We start from the raw sequence: 16,927 nt of genomic DNA, 5'->3' as shown, positions 1-16,927 counted from the left end.
ATAAACGAAATTCGCAATAAACGAAAATTGAACGAACCCCAAATACTCCGAGCGCAGCCGGCTTCATCGTTCAATACGTCCCATCCCCCTTCTTCACAACCTCGCCCGCCTTCCCCTTGAACTGCGCCGCCAACCGCTCCGCACTCCTCGCCAGCAACGTCGTATCGACGCCGACCGCCACGAACAGCGCCCCCGCTTCCAGATAACGCCGCGCCGCCGCCTCATCCGCACTGAGAATCCCCGGCGCCTTCCCGGCCGCCTTGATCGCCCGGATCGCGCCGTCGATCGCGGCCTGCACGTCCGGATGCCCGGGATTGCCGAGGTGCCCGAGATCGGCGGCCAGGTCCGCGGGCCCTATGAACACGCCGTCCACCCCTTCGACACGCGCAATCGCCTCGATCGCGTCGAGCCCCGCGCGCGTCTCGACCTGCACGAGCACGGCCATCTCGTCGTTCGCGCGATGCAGGTAGTCGCCCACGCGATTCCACCGCGACGCACGCGCGAGCGCGCTGCCGACGCCGCGAATCCCGTGTGGCGGATAGCGTGTGGCGGCCACCGCCGCGCGCGCTTCGTCGGCGCTTTGCACCATCGGCACGAGCAGCGTCTGCGCACCGAGATCGAGCACCTGCTTGACGATCACCGGATCGTTCCACGGCACGCGCACGACCGGCTGCGACCGATACGGCGCGATCGCCTGCAGCTGCGCGACGATCGACGGCACGGTATTCGGCGCGTGCTCGCCGTCGATCAGCAGCCAGTCGAAACCGGCGCCCGCGACGATTTCGGCACTGTACGGATTGGCCAGACCGAGCCACAGCCCGATCTGCGCGTCGCCGCGCACGAGCGCGGCCTTGAACGTATTCGTCGGCATCTGCATCGTCAGTTCACCCGAAGTAGCACTGAATCGTTCCGAGCGGGCCGTAGTCGACACTGAAGGTGTCGCCGCGGCGCGCCGCGCACGGCCGCGTAAACGACCCGCCGAGCACGATCTGGCCGCGCTCGAGCGCGACGTCGAAGCGCGCGAGCCGGTTCGCGAGCCACGCGACGCCGTTCGCCGGGTGATTCAGCACGCCCGCCGCGACGCCCGTTTCCTCGACCACGCCGTTGCGCGACATGATGGCCGCGACCCAACGCAGATCGACGTCGTGCGGCTTCACCGGCCGCCCGCCGATGACGACGCCCGCGTTCGCCGCGTTGTCGGCGATCGTGTCGAACACCTTGCGCGGACGCTGCGTGTCGGGATCGATCGACTGGCTGCGCGCGTCGATGATCTCGAGCGCGGGCACCACGTAGTCCACCGCGTCGTAGACGTCGAAGATCGTGCAGTTCGGGCCGCTCAGGCGCTTGCCGAGCACGAACGCGAGTTCGACCTCGACGCGCGGCACGATGAAGCGATCGGTCGGAATCGTGCCGCCGTCTTCGAAGAACATGTCGTCGAGCAGCGCGCCGTAGTCGGGCTCGTCGATCTGCGACGTGTTCTGCATCGCCTTCGACGTGAGGCCGATCTTGTGCCCCTTCAGCGTGCGGCCTTCCGCGAGCTTCAGCGCGACCCACGCGCGCTGGATCGCATATGCGTCGTCGATCGTGATGTCCGGATGGTCGAGCGAGATCTGGCGGATTTGCGTGCGTTCGCGTTCGGCGTCGTGCAGACGCTGCGCGAGCGCATCGATGGTGGCGGTATCGAGCATGGTGGGGTTCGGATTCAGTCGGCCCGCTTGTAGCGGGCGTGGATGTTGTTGTGCTTGTACGAGCCGCTTTCGCTGAACTCGGTCAGCTCCATCGACAGCGCGAGATAACGCTTCGCATACAGCTCGGCGAAATGCGCCTTGATCGCATCGAACAACGCGTCGCATGCGGCGCGCTTCGTCGCCTCGCTGCGCCCGGCGCCGATCTTCAGCGTCACGTGCACGAACGCGTCGTCTTCGGTGCCGTCGGCCACGCAGTAGTCGTGCAGTTCGATCGCGCGCGAACGAATCCCGCCGATCGGAAACACGCCGCCCTGCGCGATCAACGTCGCGTTGATCGTGCGCAGCAGCGCGGGGATGCGGGCGTCGGCGCGGATGTTCGCCGTATATTCGACGACGATGTGCGGCATGGCAGTCTCCGGTCGGATCTCGGATGCGTGCGCGTTCAGCGCAGCGGAAAAATGGCGTTGATCTGGCCGGTGCCCGAACTCGCGAAGTAGTCGGTGACGATTTCGACCGGCTGGTCGTAGCGATCCCAGCCGAGCAGGCCGAGCAGCATCGCGGTGTCGTGCATTCCGCCTTCGCCGTGGCAGTGCTGGTTGTACTCGGGCAGCATCGCGCAGAACGTCTTGAAGTCGCCCTGCTTCCACAGTTCGACGACGCGCAGATCGACCTGCCGAAAGAATTCACGGCTGATCTCGTGAATCGATTCCTCGGGGCTGCCGTTGTCGTTGAAACGATGCGAGAGCGAACCGCTCGCGAGAAACGCGACGTTCGCATCGCTCTTTTCGATCGCTTCGAGCAGCGCTTCGCCGAAGCGGCGGCTGTCGTCGAGCGTGTGCCACATGCACCAGCCGGCGATCGACACGACCTTGAAGTGCCGGTCGCCGTTCATGTAGCGCATCGGCACGAGCGTCCCGTATTCGAGCTCGAGACTGTCGATCTCGTGCGCGCGCGTCGCGATGCCGCGCGTGCTCGCCGTCTCGGCGATCAGCCGGCCGAGCGCCGGATTGCCCGGATACGCGTAATGCATGTCGCGGATGAAATGCGGCAGCTCATTGCTCGTGTACGTGCCGGCAAAGCGCGCATTGCAGTTCACGTGATAGCCGGCATTGACGAGCCAGTGCACGTCCGACACGACGATCGTGTCGACGCCGAGCGCACGGCAGCGCTCGCCGATCAGCCGATGGCCGCGGATCGCCGCGTCGCGGCAGCCGTGATGCTTGCCGGGCAGCTCCGACAGGTACATCGACGGCACATGCGTGATTTTCGCGGCGAGGGACAGTTTGCCCATCGTAGTCTCCGTATCGTTCTTGTCGCGGCGCAACGGCGCGCGTCAGACGCCCCAGCGCGGAATGTGATGCGAGCCCATCGAGATGCAGACGTTCTTCACTTCCGCGAACACCTCGAAGCTGTATTCGCCGCCTTCGCGCCCGGTGCCGGACGCTTTGACGCCGCCGAACGGCTGGCGCAGATCGCGCACGTTCTGGCTGTTCACGAACACCATGCCGGCCTCGATCCCGCGCGCGAGGCGATGCACCTTGCCGACGTCCTGCGTCCACACGTACGACGCGAGCCCGTACGCCGTGTCGTTTGCAAGCTGCAGCCCGTGCGCTTCGTCGTCGAACGGAATCAGGCACGCGACGGGCCCGAAAATTTCCTCCTGCGCGATGCGCATCCGGTTGTCGACGTCGGCGAACACGGTCGGCCGCACGAAGTTGCCGTTGCGCAGCCGCTCGGGCAGCCCGGCCGGCTGGTCGGCCCCGCCCGCGACGATCCGCGCGCCTTCCTGTTCGCCAAGGCGGATATAGCCCGTCACCTTTTCCCAATGCTGGCGCGTGATCATCGCACCGAGCTGCGTCGACGGATCGCACGGATCGCCGACCACGAGCTGGTTCGCGCGCCGCGCGAATTCCTGCACGAAGCGGTCGTAGATCGTGCGCTGCACGAAGATGCGCGAGCCCGCGGTACAGCGTTCGCCGTTGATCGAGAAGATCGTGAACAGCGACGCGTCGAGCGCGCGATCGAAATCGGCGTCGTCGAAAATCAGCACCGGCGACTTGCCGCCGAGCTCCATCGAGTATTTCTTCAGTCCCGCGCGTTCGATGATCCGCTTGCCCGTGACGGTGCCGCCCGTAAACGACACCGCGCGCACGTCGGGATGACGCACGAGCGCATCGCCGGCCGTCGCGCCGTAGCCCTGCACGACGTTGAGCACGCCCGGCGGAATGCCGGCCTCGAGCGCGAGCCGGCCGAGCTGGTCGGCCGTCAGCGGCGACAGCTCCGACATCTTCAGCACCGCGGTATTGCCGAGCGCGAGGCACGGCGCCGTCTTCCAGGTTGCGGTCATGAACGGCACGTTCCACGGCGAGATCAGCGCGCAGACGCCGACCGGCTGATACAGCGTGTAGTTCAGCATCTGATCGTCGACGGGATACGTACGGCCGTTCATCTGCACGCACACTTCCGCGAAGAAATGGAAGTTCTCCGACGCGCGCGGAATCAGCTGCTTGCCGGTCTGCGCGATCGGCAGGCCCGTGTCCTGCGTTTCCAGCGCGGCGAGCGTCGGCACGTTCTTCTCGATCAGCTCGCCGAGCCTGCGCATCAGCTTCGCGCGCTCCTTCGCGGGCGTGTTCGCCCATTTCGGAAACGCTTCCTTCGCCGCGCGCACGGCCGCGTCGACTTCGGCCTCGCCGCCCGACGCGACTTCGTCGATCACGTCGCCCGTCGCCGGATTCAGCGTCGCGAACCTGTCGCGGCTGTCGACCTCGCGGCCGTCGATCCAGTGCTTGATGGTCATCTGCTCTCCTTGTGCGACGGGCTCAGCCCGCGCGATAGTAGTCCGCTTCGCCGACGATCGTGTTCACGAGCCGGCCGATTCGTTCGATTTCCGTCACCACCACATCGCCGGGCTTCGTGTCGGCGAGCCCCTGCGGCGTGCCGGTCAGAATCAGGTCGCCCGGCGCGAGCGTCATGAAGCCGCTGATGTATTCGATCAGCGCGGGCACGTCGAAGATCATGTCGCGCGTGCTGCCGCGTTGCGTCTCGTGGCCGTTGACCGTCGTGCGCAGCGCGAGATCGCCGGCGTCGCCGACTTCGTCGCGGCTCACGAACCACGGCCCGAGCGGCGTGCACGTGTCGCGATTCTTCACGCGCAGGTTCGGCCGATAGTAGTTCTCCAGATAGTCGCGGATCGCGTAGTCGTTCGCGACCGTATAGCCGGCCACGTAGTCGATCGCCTGCGCGCGCGCGACGTTGCGCGCGGGCCGGCCGATCACGACGGCGAGTTCGCACTCGTAGTGCATGTGCGTCGCATCGGCGGGCCGCACCGTCTGCGACCGGTGGCCGATGAACGTGTTCGGTCCTTTCAGGAAGATCAGCGGCTCGCTCGGCGCGTTGAACGCGAGTTCCTTCGCGTGATCCGCGTAGTTGAGGCCGAGCGCGAAGGTCGTGCGCGGCGCGACGGGCGGCAGCCACGCGACCGCCTCCTCGGCGAGCACGCGCCCGGTATCGAGGCGGATCGCGCCGTCGCCGGCCGGTTCGGCTGCATGCAGGGCGCCGTTGTAGATGACGCGTGCCGTCTTCATCGTGCCGCCTCCGCGACGAGCGTGTGGCGCAACGTGCCGATGCCGTCGGCGGCGATCTCGACCGTGCTGCCCGCGCGTGCATGCGGCGCGCCGCCCGCGACGCCGAGCAACAGCACGTCGCCGGCGTCGAACGACATGAACGCGCTGATGTCGGCGATCAGTTCGCGCACCGGGCGAATCAGCGTCGCGGTGGACGTGCGCGCCACGACTTCGCCATCGATCCGCACGCTCAGCGCGATCGCGTCGACGTCGGCGAGCGCGGAGGCCGGCACGACCGCCGGGCCCAGCGGACAGAAGCCGTCGCGGCATTTGAAGCGCACGGCCGGCCGATAGTAGTCGGGATGCGGAACGGATACGTCGCTGGCCAGCGTGAAGCCGTGCACGTAGTCGAGCGCGCGGGCGGCCGGCACGCGCGTCGCACGGCGCGCGAACACGACAGCCACCGACGCGCCGATCTCCAGCGCCTCGACGCCGGCCGGCACGACGACGGCCGCGCCGTCGGACGCATGCGTATTGGCCGGTTTGATGTAGAGCACGGGCGCCTGCGGCGGACGCCCGTAAGGCGCCGCATGCACCGCGTCGCCGAGCGCGGCGAGCGCCGCGCGCTCGTTCAGCAGTGCGCCATAAACGGTACCGACCGCGACCGGCAGCGGCGGCGCCGCGGCGGTCGTGCAACACAGCTCCATCGGGACTCCTCTGCCGCGCGTCGCGGCGCATCGTCAATACTTAACATCTTAAGTAAACAAAGCGACGCTGACAACCTCGATTACCCTGATAGACGAATTTCACCACCGTCGGCTGTTAAGATTCATCCGTCCCATTCACCGCATCCCCCGATGAACCGTACGCTCGACCATCGCAATCTGGCCATGCTGCTGCTCGAGGCCCGCGAAACGCTGATGGGCCTGTTCCGCCCCATTCTCAAGGAATTTGCACTGACGGAGCAGCAATGGCGGATCATCCGCGTGCTCGACGGCGAGCCGGGGCAGTCCCTCGAAGCGGGACAGATTGCGCGGCGCTGCTGCATTCTGAGCCCGAGCCTCACGGGCGTGCTCGAACGCATGGAGCGCGACGGGCTGATCACGCGCACGCGCGCTCAGGAGGATCAGCGTCGGCTCGTGGTCAGCCTGACGCCGCAAAGCCGAAAGCTCGTCACGGAGATCGGCCCGCGCATCGACGAACAGTATCGGCTGCTCGAAGCGCGCTTCGGCCAGGACGGCCTCGACGACATCTATCGCGCGCTCGACCGCTTGATCGAGCTCGGCAACGGCATGTCGTCGTGACGTCCTTGCGTGCCGGCGTGGCCGTGCGTGAACGGTACGTACGCGCGTGGTACCGTCAGTCTCGCGCGCCGCGCATCAGGTCGGTCACCGGGATCCCGCGCGACGTGCGCATGCACGCTTCCACATAATCGACGAACGGCAACGGCTCGAAATCGATTTCGTCGCGCAGGCGGCGGTTGTCGAACACGCGGTCGACCGTCGCGAATTCCGCGAAACGCCGCATCGCGTCGCCGATCACGCGCTCGCGCGCCGGGTCCGCGCGGCCGAGCACGGTGCGCACCACCTGCGGCAGATCGGCCGGCGCGCACGCCGCGTAGCGCGGCGCGTCCGCGATGCCGACCGCCTCGTCCATCGCGCGCACGATCTGCGCGACCATCGGTGCATCCTCGCCCGCCGACACGTGATAGACGCGATGCGCGAGCGTCGGCTTGACGGCCAGCAGCATCGTCGCACGCGCGACGTCGTCGACCGACACGATGTCGATGCGCGTCATCGGCCGCGCGGTGAAGCGACGCGCAGCGTGCGCGACGCGAAACATCCAGAACGAATTCGGCGCCGGCCGCGTGCCGAGCACCGTGTGACCGACGACGTGCGACGGCCGCACGACGACGAGCGGCAACCCGAGCGCGCGCAGCCGCCGCTCCGTTTCCGCCTTCGCGTGCAGATAGCGGGCTGTGAGCACTGCGCCGCGCGGCGTTTCGCCCGTGCAGGGCGCACGCTCCGGCTCTTCCTGCACGACGCCGGCGCCGGCCGTGCCCGCGAATGCAGTGCCGACGTAGACGAACCGCCGCAGATGCGGCGCCTGCGTGCAGCGCGCGGCAAAGCGCAGCGTGCTGTCGAGATCGGTCTGCAGATGCGCGCCGTCGGCGACCGACGCGTGCCCCGCGCAATGAATCACGTGCGTCGCGGCCGTGAGGCGCCCCGCGTCGGCGCGGTCCCACACGTCGTCGAGCGCGCCGACGATGACGTTCGAATCGCCGATGCGCGCCGCCCAGTACGGCGCGAGGCCCGCGCGGAGCGCCGCATCGCGCAGCCGCGCGACGGCGTGTCCGCGGTCCTGCGCGCGCACGATGCAGACGACGCGTTCGAGCAGCCCCGCATTGATGAGCGCCGTCAGCACGGTACTGCCGAGGAAACCGGTTGCACCGGTCAGCACGAGTCGCTCGACGTTCGCCGCCGCGACCGGCGCGCTCGCGGGCGAGACGAGGCTCGTGCGCCAGTTCAGCGGCAGCGCGGTTTTCCAGATCAGCACGGTAGTCTCCTTCGAGGAAGCGGCCCGACCGGCGACGCGCGCAGGGCAGTCGCGCACTGCGCGGAGGCGAGCCGCACGACGGGCATGTACGCCGTCGGCGATCGCGACCGGCCGCTGCTGCGAACACGTCGCGCCGCGCGGAGGTCGCGATACGTTGCCGTGCGCGCAGCGTCGGGCAATGCGCAGTGTGGGGCGCGATCGCGCGGAAGTCTGTGCTGAAAGTTTCGTAAAAATGTGTGGATTTGTACGGGATTGTCCGGCTCTGTCGCGCGGCGTTCGGACGCGTCGCGCGCGCGTTCGCTGTGCCGCACTTGGGCGGTGGGCGACTCGCTCCGGTCGCACGCGCTTGCGGTCATCCGATCTCCTCGCGCGCACGATCGGCGGTCGCACCCCCGTCGGCGCCGTCGTGTCTGCGCGCGCATTCTGTCGCCAAATTAGACGAGCCTCGTCTGACGTCGTTTCATCCGAATCTCGAATAAACGCAATGCGCATTTATTGTCGGTTATCACTTGCGTTTCAGCACAGTCTATCTAGACTGTTCAAGTTCAAACGGTCCAATTTGTCATTTCTCAGGAGACGATCCAATGCGCCTCACCATTCGCATTAATGGCAGCGAAGCGGCAACCCGGCAGTCGTTCGCAGTGCTGTGGGTCGACACCGACGAAGGGCTGTGGTCACGCGAGGCACATCAGGGCATCGACCTGCCGACCTGGGGCAAGGTCCGCGACGTCGAGGGCGCGATGGCACTGTGCGCCGCCGACAGCGGGAACGCGGTTTGCGAGTTGCAGGGCCTGTCGTTCGACGCAACGCAGCGCGACCAGGGCACGGCGGTGCTCGCGGGCGAGCATCGCGAAGGCGCGTGGCGCCTGCAGGCGGTCGACCGCTGCACCACCTCGCCGGAATATCAGGAATTCATCACGGTGGCCCGCTAGTTTTTCGTTGACGAAAATCAGATTCAGATTTAATCGCTTATTCCGCCCGGCGATTTTTTATTTCGATATTCAGTAAATTGGCGCCTCGTTTCCGAGGCGCTTTTTTATTCCGGCACCATTCCGATGCGTGCCCAATGGGGCGTAGCGCACCGACACCGCCCAGCGTCTCCGTCCACGCCACCGCCCCGCCGCCCGGCCGCCGTTCGCGACTGCATCGATGCAATCGTGCGCCCACGTCGTCGTTTACCCGCCGTTTTCACCGCGATCGCCGCTTGCCTTCACGCCCATGCGCGTCGCGCGCGCACAGTTTCCTCACATGATCTTTACTCATTTATTACAATCCCATTATTCCGACTGACCCGCCGTCTCCCGGCGACCGACCCTGGCCCCTGCATGAGCGCGAAGAAAAAGCCCCACCCCGTCGACCCGTACGCGTCCGCGACCAAGAATCCGATGCTCGCGTCGCGCCTGCCGATGTGGCGCTCGAAGCTCGTCGTGATTCTCGTGTTCGTGGCGTTCGCCGCACTGATCGTGCGCGCCTTCTGGGTGCAGGTCGCGAATCAGGATTTCTACGTCGGTCAAGGCCAGAAGCGCTACCAGCGCACGATCGAGCTCGACGCGATGCGCGGGCGCATCGTCGACCGCAACGGCGCGATGCTCGCGGTCAGCCTCGCGACCTACGAGATCTGGGCGAACCCGAAGCAGGTATCCGACACCGACTATCCGCAAATCGCGAAGCTGCTCGACATGCCGCTCGCCGAAGTGAAGCGCCGCCTCGGCAACGACCGTACGTTCGTGCTGCTCAAGCGTCAGGTCGACGCCGAGACCGCGAGCCGCCTCGACAAGCTCGCGATCGACGGCATCACGCAGATCGCCGATTCGAAGCGCTTCTATCCGGAAGGCGAATCGGCCGCACACGTGGTCGGCTTCACGAACGTCGAGGATCAGGGGCAGGAAGGCGTCGAGCTCGCGGCGAACGCGCTGCTGTCCGGCACGTCGGGCCAGCGCGAGGTGATTCGCGACCGGCTCGGCCGGATCGTGTCGGACACGCGGCCACTCGTGCCCGCGCAGCACGGCGCGACGATCGAGCTGACGATCGATCGGCGCATCCAGCAGCTCGCGTTCAGCCAGCTGAAGGCCGCCGTGCTCGAGAACAACGCGGTGGCCGGCAGCGTCGTCGTGCTCGATGCGCAGAACGGCGAAATCCTCGCGCTCGCGAACTATCCGACGTTCGACCCGAACGACCGCGCGCGGCTCACCGGCCAGCAGTTGCGCAACCGCGCGGTGATCGACACGTTCGAGCCGGGCTCGACGATCAAGCCGCTCGTCGTCGCGCTGTCGATCGACCAGCGCAAGGTCACGCCGAACACGATCATCAACACGTCGCCGGGCACGTACAAGATCGGCCCGGCCGTGATCCACGACACGTCGAACCACGGTTCGCTGACCGTCGCGCAGGCGCTGCAGAAGTCGAGCAACATCGCACTCGCGAAGCTGGCGCTGAACCTGCCGGCCGAAACGATCTGGAACAAATATCAGGAATACGGGATCGGCCGCGCGCCGGAACTCACGTTCCCCGGCGTCGCGTCGGGGCGGCTGCGCAGCTACCAGCGCTGGCGGCCCATCGAGCAGGCGACGATGGCCTACGGCTACGGGCTCTCGATGTCGCTGCTGCAGATCGCGCAGATGTATACCGCGTATGCCGGCGACGGCACGCTACATCCGGTGTCGCTGCTGAAAAACGGCACCGACCAGCAGACGATCGACGCGCATCGCGGCCATCGCGTGACGTCGCCGCAGACGGCGGCCGCGATCCGTTCGATGCTCGAGATGGCGGTCGGCGAAGGCGGCACCGGGCGGCGCGCGCGCGTCGACGGCTACCGGATCGGCGGCAAGACCGGTACGGCGCGCAAACAGGTCGGCTCGTCGTATGCGAAGGGCAAGTATCGCGCGCTGTTCGCCGGGATGGCGCCGATGAGCAACCCGCGCCTGATCGTCGCGGTGATGATCGACGAGCCGCGCGGCAAGGGCTATTACGGCGGCACGGTGGCCGGCCCCGTGTTTGCGTCGGTGACGAGCGGCGCGCTGCAACTGCTCGGCGTGCCGCCCGACGCACCGGTCGAAGCCGATACGGAGACGCCGACGAGAAAGGTGCCGCAGAAGACGGTCGCGGCGCCGAAGGCCGCGGCGCCGGTACGAACGGCCACGCAATCGGGCGACGCGGCGCGGAGACCCGCTGCAGCCGGCTGATTGCGTGAAGAAACGGCGGGCCGCCCCGCCCGCGGTCAATGCGAAGCCGCGACCGGCTTCGCCATCCTGCCGAGCACGTGCTCGGTCATGCCGCGCGCAAGTTCCGTCTCGCCCATGAAGACGGTGCCGATGCCCTCGCTCGCCAGCAGCGCGGCTTCGTCGCTGCTGTTCGTGCACAGCACGACTTCGAGCGTCGGATTCAGCGTGCGCGAAATCTCGACGATCTGCCGCACGTCGAACACGTCCGGCAGCGTGACGACGAGCATCCCCGCGCGCGCGATATGCGCCTGCACGAGCACGATCGGCTCGATCGCGTCGCCCGACACCGCGGCGACGCCGCCGGCGCGCAGCTTCTCGACGATCTCGCGGTTCTGCTCGACGACGACGTACGCGATGCCGTGCTCGTCGAGCGCCCGCGCGATCCGCGTGCCGACCTTGCCGTAGCCGACGATCACGACCTGCCCGGTCAGATGCGTCTGCGGCGTCGACATCGGCAGCGCGGCGAGCGGATCGTCGCGCGCCTCGAGCCGGCGCGCGAACGCCGAGCGCTTGCGGATCCATGCGAGCGCCGGATCGATCGCCGCGAACGCGACCGAGTTCAGCGCGATCGAGATCAGCGCGACCGCGAGAATCAGGTTCTGCCCTTCCGCCGACAGCAGCCCGAGCGAGCGGCCGAGCCCGGCGAGGATGAACGAGAATTCGCCGATTTGCGCGAGCCCCGCGCCGACGATCAGCGCGGTGTTCAGCGGATAGCGGAATGCGACGACGAGCGCGACGGCCGCCAGCGTCTTGCCGATCAGCACGATCGCCGCGACCTCGACGACGTGCAGCGGCTCGTCGAGCAGCACCTTCGGATCGAACAGCATCCCGACCGAAATGAAGAACAGCACCGAGAACGCGTCGCGCAACGGCAGCGTTTCGTCGGCGGCGCGGCGGCTGAATTCCGATTCGCGCATCATCATCCCGGCGAAGAACGCCCCGAGCGCGAACGACACGTCGAACAGCTTCGCCGCACCGAATGCGATGCCGACCGCGGCCGCGATCATGCAGAGCGTGAACAGTTCGCGCGAGCCGGTGCGCGCGACGAGCCACAGAATGCGAGGAAACACGCGCTTGCCGACGATCAGCATCAGCGCGATGAACGCGGCGACCTTCAGCATCGTGACGCCGAGCGTGCTCCACACGCCGCCGCCGGCCGCATGCTCGCCACCCGGCGGCGAGCCGCCGAGCAGCCCCGCGACGGGCGGCAGCAGCACGAGCACGAGCACCATGACGAGATCCTCGACGACAAGCCAGCCGACCGCGATCCGTCCGTTCACCGTTTCGACGAGCCCGCGCCCTTCGAGCGCGCGCAGCAGCACGACCGTGCTCGCGACCGACAGCGCGAGACCGAACACGAGCGCCGCGCCGATGCTCCAGCCCCACGCGAGCGCGAGGCCGCCGCCGAGCAGCGTCGCGACCGTGATCTGCACGATCGCGCCGGGCAGCGCGATCTTGCGCACCGCGAGCAGATCGCCGAGCGAGAAATGCAGGCCGACGCCGAACATCAGCAGCATCACGCCGACTTCGGCCAGCTGCTGCGCGAGCGACAGATCGCCGACGAAGCCCGGCGTGCCGGGGCCGATCACGATCCCGGCCAGCAGATAGCCGACGAGCGGCGGCATTTTGAGCAGCGACGCGAGATAACCGAAGATCATCGCGAGACCGAAACCGGCCGCGAGCAACGCAATCAGGCTGACGTCATGAGGCATCCCCCCTCCCTGGTTCGTGTAACGCTTTAGTAAGGTTCAAGAACGAAAGGATAAGGGATGAGGCGGGCAAATGGCGCGCCGCCGCGAAAAATTCACGCGGCGGCGCGGGTCGGACGCGAAGCGCGGCAGGCCGCCGCGCCCGCTCAGCGCGCGGCTTGCGGGAAGCGCGCGCCCGGCGGCGGCTCGGGGCGCGTCGACGGCACGCTCTTGCGCACCTTCGCGACCTGCGCGGCCGTCACCGGCGAGCCGGTGTTGCCCCAGCTCGTGCGGATGAAGTTCGACACGTCGGCCACTTCCTGATCCGACAGGCGCCAGCCGAACGGCGGCATCGTGAACGTCGACGGCGCGGTGCGCGTGCCGACCAGCGCGCTGCCTTCGAGCACCACGTGGATCAGCGACGTCGGATCGTCGCCCTGCACGACCGGGTTGCCGGCCAGCGCCGGGAACACGCGCGTATAGCCGTGCCCGTCGCTGCGGTGGCAGGCCATGCAGTTGTCGCGGTACACGGCCGCGCCGGGCTTGCTCGTGTCGCCCGTCTGCAGCGCCTTCGCGGCGGCCGCATCGTAGACGTGCGGCTGCTCGCCCTGCACGCGCGGCGGCAGCGTCTTCAGATAGCGCGCGATCGCGGTCAAGTCGTCGTCGCTCATGTGCTGCATGCTGTGGCCGACCACGTCCGTCATCCCGCCGAACGCGGCCGTGCGCAGCGTGCGGCCGGTCTTCAGGAACTGCACGATCTCGCCTTCGCTCCACGTGCCGAGGCCGGTGCGCGGTTCGCCGCGCAGGCTCGTCGGCACCCAGCCGTCGATCGCCGCGCCGCCGGCGAGGAAGTCGAGGCCGTCCGCGTCGGTCAGCGCGCGCTCCTGCATCGTCACTGCACGCGGCGTATGGCACGCGCCGCAGTGGCCGAGCCCCTGCACGAGGTAGGCCCCGCGTGCGAGCACCGGATCGGCGTACGGCGTCGCGTCGAACGGCTTCGGCGACGGCGCGAACATCTTGCGCCAGATCGCGAGCGGCCAGCGCATCGACAGCGGCCAGACGATGTCGACCGCGCGGTTCTCGTGCTCGACCGGCGCGACGCCGTGCATGAAGTACGCGTACAGCGCCTTCACGTCGTCGTCGGTCAAGCGCGCGTACGACGGAAACGGCATCGCCGGATACAGCGTGTCGCCGTTCTTGCGCACGCCGGCGCGCACCGCGCGGTCGAAGTCCTCGAGCGACCACGTGCCGATGCCGGTCTTCTGCGCCGGCGTGATGTTCGTCGAATAGATCGCGCCGATCGGCGTGTCGAACTTCAGCCCGCCCGCGAACGGCTTGCCGCCGACCGCGGTGTGGCAGGCGACGCAGTCGCCCGCGCGCGCAAGATACGCGCCGCGCGCGACCAGCGCATCGGCGGACTGCGGCGCGGCTGCAGCCGCGGCCGATGCGGCGGCGGGCGTCGCCGCAGGTTGCGCGACGGCCGCCGCGCTGCCGAAGCCGAGCGCCGCGCATGCAGCGCTCGCGGCCAATGCGCGCGACAGGCGGCGCGCGATACGGTGGGTCACGATCCTCTTCATACGGTCACCAGCGGTGCGGGATTTTTCAGGTATTGCTCGCGGATCGCGCGCGCCGACCAGTACGCGAGCGCCGCGACGATGCCGGTCGGGTTGTAGCCGATGCCCTGCGGCAGCGCCGACGCGCCCATCACGAACACGTTGTGCACGTCCCAGCACTGCAGATAGCGGTTCAGCACGCTCGTCTTCGGATCGGTGCCCATCACCGCGCCGCCGACCAGGTGCGTCGTCTGGTACGCACGCGTATCGAAGTGCTTGCCGAACTCGCGCGTCGTTACGCTGATCGCCTTCGGCCCCATCGCTTCCGCGATCTTCTTCATCTGGCCCGTCACGTACTGCGCCATCCGGATGTCGTTGTCCTTCCAGTCGAAGGTCATCCGCAGCAGCGGCTGCCCGTACGAATCGCGATAGGTCGGATCGAGATCGAGATAGACGTCGCGGTACGACATGTTGGTGCCGTGCGCGTCCATCGAGATCGTGTGCGCGTAGTAATCCTTCACCGCCTTCTTCCACGCGGAGCCCCAGCCGGGCGTGCCGGGCGGCACCGCGATCCCGCTGACGGGCTTCACGCCCGCCTGGTTCACCCACAGCGGCGAGCCGCCGACGAAGCCGAGCGGGCCGTGATCGAAGTTGTCCGCGTTGAAGTCGTCGACCGCGACACCGTTGCCGCCGGCACCGACGAACGGGTTCGTGAACGTATCGCGGTCGAAGAACGCCTTGATCGTCGACAGGTTCTGGTACGCGAAATTGCGGCCCACGACGCCTTCGCCGGAGATCGGATCGTACGGCTTGCCGATGCCCGACAGCAGCAGCAGATGCACGTTGTGATACTGGAACGCGGCAACGATCACGAGATCGGCCGGCTGATGCACTTCGCGGCCGGTCGGATCGACGTAGGTGACGCCGGTCGCGCGCTTCTTCGTGTCGTCGAGGTCGACGCGCAGCACGTGGCACTTCGAGCGCAGCTCGAAGTTCGGCGTCTGCTTCAGCGCGGGCAGGATGTTCAGGTTCGGCGACGCCTTCGAATACATGTAGCACGCGTAGCCGCTGCAGTAGCCGCAGAAGTTGCACGGCCCCATCTGCACGCCGTACGGATTCGTGTACGGACCCGACGTGTTCGCCGACGGCAGCCGGTACGGATGCAGCCCGAGCGACTTCGCGGCATCGTAGAAGCGCTGCGCCGAATACGTGTTGAGCTGCGGCGGCAGCGGAAAATGATCGCTGCGGTTCGCCTCGAACACGTTGCCGTCGCCGACCACCTTGCCGCCGACCTTGTACGCCTGCCCCGACGTGCCGAACACCTTCTCCGCGAAGTCGAAATGCGGCTCGAGTTCGTCGTAGCTGACGCCGGTGTCCTGGATCGTCATCCCTTCCGGAATGAATTTCTTTCCGTAGCGCTCTTCATAGTGGCTGCGCAGCCGCAGCTCCTCGGGCGTGATGCGGAAATGCACGCCGGACCAGTGCAGCCCCGCGCCGCCGACGCCCTCGCCCGGCAGAAACGCGGCGAGCTGGCGATACGGCAGCGCCGTGTCGCTGATGCCGTGGCGGATCGACACGGTCGTTTTCGACAGGTCAAGGAACAGCTTCTTGCGGATGTTGTAGGTCAGCTCGTCGATCGTGTTCGGATACGCGCCGTCCGGATAGGTATCGCGATATTCGCCGCGCTCGAGCGCGACGACTTTCAGTCCTGCTTCGGTCAGTTCCTTCGCGAGAATCGCGCCGGTCCAGCCGAAGCCGACGATCACCGCATCGACATGCGGCTTTTTCTCTGCGGCCATCAGCTACGCTCCCCGTTGATCGACACGGGGCCGTACGGATACGGCTTGCCGTTCTGGTTGACGAAATCCATGAAATCGGCGCGCGCGCCCGGAAAGCCGATCATCTTCCATGCCGCCATGCCGCGATTGCCGCCGTGCACCGGATCGCAGAAGTAGCCTTCGCGCGTGTTCTGCAGCAGCTGGCCGAAGAACACGCCGGGCGGCACGTCGTCGATCGGCGCGCTGCCCTTTTCGAGCGCGCCGAGCACCGCGTCGCGCGTCGCCGCGTCGAGATCCGCGAATGCCTTGCCGTGCGTCTTCTCGCAATAGCGATCGACGGCCGCGATGCCGAGGCGGTACACGTCGCGCGGCACGAGCTTCAGCTGATAGCCGAGCTCGGGCACGCCTTGCTGGAACGGTGCCTGCATGTACCACGTCGCACCGTGCGCATACGGCGTTTCCATCTGGCGATCGATGAATTCCGGCACGCCGGCGTCGAGCGCGCCCGGGCCTTCGGCGTCGGCCGGAATCAGCCGGTCGACCGCGGCCTGGACGAACGCCCACTCCTTCGCATCGAAGAAGGTCGGCTTGTACGGCGAACGTTCGGCGTCGGCCGACGCAGCCGACGCGTGGCCGGCCGTCGTCGCGGAAGACGGCGACGAACGCAGGTCGCAGCCGGCGACCGACGCGATCGGCACGAGCGCGACCGACGTGCGCAGAAACCGGCGGCGCGAATTGGGTTTGTCAGATGGGGTAGACATGGTCGGATGTTGGGCGTTGGAGACCGTTGTTCGAACACGCGCATCCCGCATGCGGCGTGCCCGACGGACCGGCCGCGTACGGCAGGCCGTCGTTGTTTTTTCCGTGTGCTGCGAGCAAA

15 protein-coding genes are annotated in these 16,927 nt (G+C 67.5%); 3 read left to right on the top strand and 12 right to left on the bottom strand.

Going from position 1 to position 16,927, the window contains the following annotated elements:
- Positions 1-70: 70 nt before the first annotated feature.
- The 7 genes from hpaI to NP80_RS07635 are packed head-to-tail and all read right to left on the bottom strand — an operon-like array spanning position 71 to position 5,958.
- The gene (hpaI, locus tag NP80_RS07665; protein ID WP_035487732.1) at positions 71-877 is read right to left on the bottom strand and encodes a 4-hydroxy-2-oxoheptanedioate aldolase; all 807 of its coding nucleotides are present in this window, start codon (positions 875-877) and stop codon (positions 71-73) included.
- 7 nt (positions 878-884) lie between these two features.
- Entirely contained in the window at positions 885-1,688 is an 804-nt protein-coding gene (gene hpaH, locus NP80_RS07660) for a 2-oxo-hept-4-ene-1,7-dioate hydratase (protein WP_006402377.1), read from the bottom strand.
- A 14-nt stretch (positions 1,689-1,702) separates the two neighbouring features.
- Positions 1,703-2,095 (bottom strand): 5-carboxymethyl-2-hydroxymuconate Delta-isomerase, encoded by a 393-nt coding sequence (locus tag NP80_RS07655; RefSeq protein WP_006409445.1) that lies wholly within the window; start codon positions 2,093-2,095, stop codon positions 1,703-1,705.
- A gap of 35 nt (positions 2,096-2,130) precedes the next feature.
- On the bottom strand, positions 2,131-2,979 hold the full coding sequence (hpaD, locus tag NP80_RS07650) for a 3,4-dihydroxyphenylacetate 2,3-dioxygenase (RefSeq protein ID WP_006409439.1): 849 nt from the start codon (positions 2,977-2,979) through the stop codon (positions 2,131-2,133).
- Between the two features lie 42 nt (positions 2,980-3,021).
- Complete coding sequence (gene hpaE, locus NP80_RS07645) at positions 3,022-4,485, bottom strand: 5-carboxymethyl-2-hydroxymuconate semialdehyde dehydrogenase (protein WP_006409448.1); 1,464 nt, start codon at positions 4,483-4,485, stop codon at positions 3,022-3,024.
- Between the two features lie 22 nt (positions 4,486-4,507).
- Positions 4,508-5,272 (bottom strand): fumarylacetoacetate hydrolase family protein, encoded by a 765-nt coding sequence (locus NP80_RS07640; protein WP_006403684.1) that lies wholly within the window; start codon positions 5,270-5,272, stop codon positions 4,508-4,510.
- Positions 5,269-5,958, bottom strand: coding sequence for a fumarylacetoacetate hydrolase family protein (locus NP80_RS07635; RefSeq protein WP_006409440.1), 690 nt, complete (start codon positions 5,956-5,958; stop codon positions 5,269-5,271). The genes NP80_RS07640 and NP80_RS07635 overlap by 4 nt, the downstream gene beginning before the upstream one ends.
- A 150-nt stretch (positions 5,959-6,108) precedes the next feature.
- Here NP80_RS07635 and hpaR point away from each other — a divergent pair, with 150 nt between their 5' ends.
- Positions 6,109-6,555 carry a homoprotocatechuate degradation operon regulator HpaR gene (hpaR, locus tag NP80_RS07630; RefSeq protein ID WP_006402383.1) on the top strand — a complete coding sequence of 149 codons (447 nt, stop codon included), beginning with the start codon at positions 6,109-6,111 and terminating at the stop codon, positions 6,553-6,555.
- 55 nt (positions 6,556-6,610) lie between these two features.
- On the opposite strand, the gene NP80_RS07625 is transcribed toward hpaR, so the two are convergent.
- A complete protein-coding gene (locus NP80_RS07625) occupies positions 6,611-7,807 on the bottom strand; it encodes an SDR family oxidoreductase (protein ID WP_006409455.1) in 1,197 nt (398 codons plus the stop codon).
- Between the two features lie 584 nt (positions 7,808-8,391).
- Between NP80_RS07625 and NP80_RS07620 the strand changes: the two genes are divergently transcribed.
- Both NP80_RS07620 and NP80_RS07615 read left to right on the top strand, forming a co-directional pair.
- Entirely contained in the window at positions 8,392-8,739 is a 348-nt protein-coding gene (locus NP80_RS07620; protein ID WP_006403688.1) for a DUF3564 family protein, read from the top strand.
- A gap of 393 nt (positions 8,740-9,132) precedes the next feature.
- Positions 9,133-10,989 carry a peptidoglycan D,D-transpeptidase FtsI family protein gene (locus NP80_RS07615; RefSeq protein ID WP_006409452.1) on the top strand — a complete coding sequence of 619 codons (1,857 nt, stop codon included), beginning with the start codon at positions 9,133-9,135 and terminating at the stop codon, positions 10,987-10,989.
- A 35-nt stretch (positions 10,990-11,024) separates the two neighbouring features.
- Here NP80_RS07615 and NP80_RS07610 read toward each other — a convergent pair whose 3' ends face one another.
- The 4 genes from NP80_RS07610 to NP80_RS07595 all read right to left on the bottom strand — a co-directional run bounded on the left by NP80_RS07610 (position 11,025) and on the right by NP80_RS07595 (position 16,808).
- Entirely contained in the window at positions 11,025-12,740 is a 1,716-nt protein-coding gene (locus tag NP80_RS07610; protein WP_006403691.1) for a cation:proton antiporter domain-containing protein, read from the bottom strand.
- Between the two features lie 143 nt (positions 12,741-12,883).
- Positions 12,884-14,293, bottom strand: a complete 1,410-nt coding sequence (locus tag NP80_RS07605) for a c-type cytochrome (RefSeq protein ID WP_045593315.1) — start codon at positions 14,291-14,293, stop codon at positions 12,884-12,886.
- On the bottom strand, positions 14,290-16,068 hold the full coding sequence (locus tag NP80_RS07600) for a GMC family oxidoreductase (RefSeq protein WP_006410419.1): 1,779 nt from the start codon (positions 16,066-16,068) through the stop codon (positions 14,290-14,292). Before NP80_RS07600 ends, NP80_RS07605 begins: the two co-directional genes overlap by 4 nt.
- A complete protein-coding gene (locus NP80_RS07595; protein ID WP_006402393.1) occupies positions 16,068-16,808 on the bottom strand; it encodes a gluconate 2-dehydrogenase subunit 3 family protein in 741 nt (246 codons plus the stop codon). Before NP80_RS07595 ends, NP80_RS07600 begins: the two co-directional genes overlap by 1 nt.
- Positions 16,809-16,927: the final 119 nt, after the last annotated feature.

The organism is Burkholderia multivorans ATCC BAA-247 (assembly GCF_000959525.1).
Taxonomy (GTDB): Bacteria; Pseudomonadota; Gammaproteobacteria; order Burkholderiales; family Burkholderiaceae; genus Burkholderia; species Burkholderia multivorans.
Note: the sequence above shows the minus strand (reverse complement) of the source record. Positions and strands in the feature narration are given on the sequence as shown.

Excerpts from the sequence above, each read along its gene's own strand:
- NP80_RS07595 (WP_006402393.1), bottom strand. The coding sequence starts at position 16,808 with ATGTCTACCCCATCTGACAAACCCAATTCGCGCCGCCGGTTTCTGCGC.
- NP80_RS07615 (WP_006409452.1), top strand. The coding sequence starts at position 9,133 with ATGAGCGCGAAGAAAAAGCCCCACCCCGTCGACCCGTACGCGTCCGCG.
- hpaH (WP_006402377.1), bottom strand. The coding sequence starts at position 1,688 with ATGCTCGATACCGCCACCATCGATGCGCTCGCGCAGCGTCTGCACGAC.
- NP80_RS07620 (WP_006403688.1), top strand. The coding sequence starts at position 8,392 with ATGCGCCTCACCATTCGCATTAATGGCAGCGAAGCGGCAACCCGGCAG.
- NP80_RS07600 (WP_006410419.1), bottom strand. The coding sequence starts at position 16,068 with ATGGCCGCAGAGAAAAAGCCGCATGTCGATGCGGTGATCGTCGGCTTC.
- NP80_RS07655 (WP_006409445.1), bottom strand. The coding sequence starts at position 2,095 with ATGCCGCACATCGTCGTCGAATATACGGCGAACATCCGCGCCGACGCC.
- hpaR (WP_006402383.1), top strand. The coding sequence starts at position 6,109 with ATGAACCGTACGCTCGACCATCGCAATCTGGCCATGCTGCTGCTCGAG.
- NP80_RS07605 (WP_045593315.1), bottom strand. The coding sequence starts at position 14,293 with ATGAAGAGGATCGTGACCCACCGTATCGCGCGCCGCCTGTCGCGCGCA.
- hpaE (WP_006409448.1), bottom strand. The coding sequence starts at position 4,485 with ATGACCATCAAGCACTGGATCGACGGCCGCGAGGTCGACAGCCGCGAC.
- NP80_RS07640 (WP_006403684.1), bottom strand. The coding sequence starts at position 5,272 with ATGAAGACGGCACGCGTCATCTACAACGGCGCCCTGCATGCAGCCGAA.
- hpaI (WP_035487732.1), bottom strand. The coding sequence starts at position 877 with ATGCAGATGCCGACGAATACGTTCAAGGCCGCGCTCGTGCGCGGCGAC.
- hpaD (WP_006409439.1), bottom strand. The coding sequence starts at position 2,979 with ATGGGCAAACTGTCCCTCGCCGCGAAAATCACGCATGTGCCGTCGATG.
- NP80_RS07635 (WP_006409440.1), bottom strand. The coding sequence starts at position 5,958 with ATGGAGCTGTGTTGCACGACCGCCGCGGCGCCGCCGCTGCCGGTCGCG.
- NP80_RS07610 (WP_006403691.1), bottom strand. The coding sequence starts at position 12,740 with ATGCCTCATGACGTCAGCCTGATTGCGTTGCTCGCGGCCGGTTTCGGT.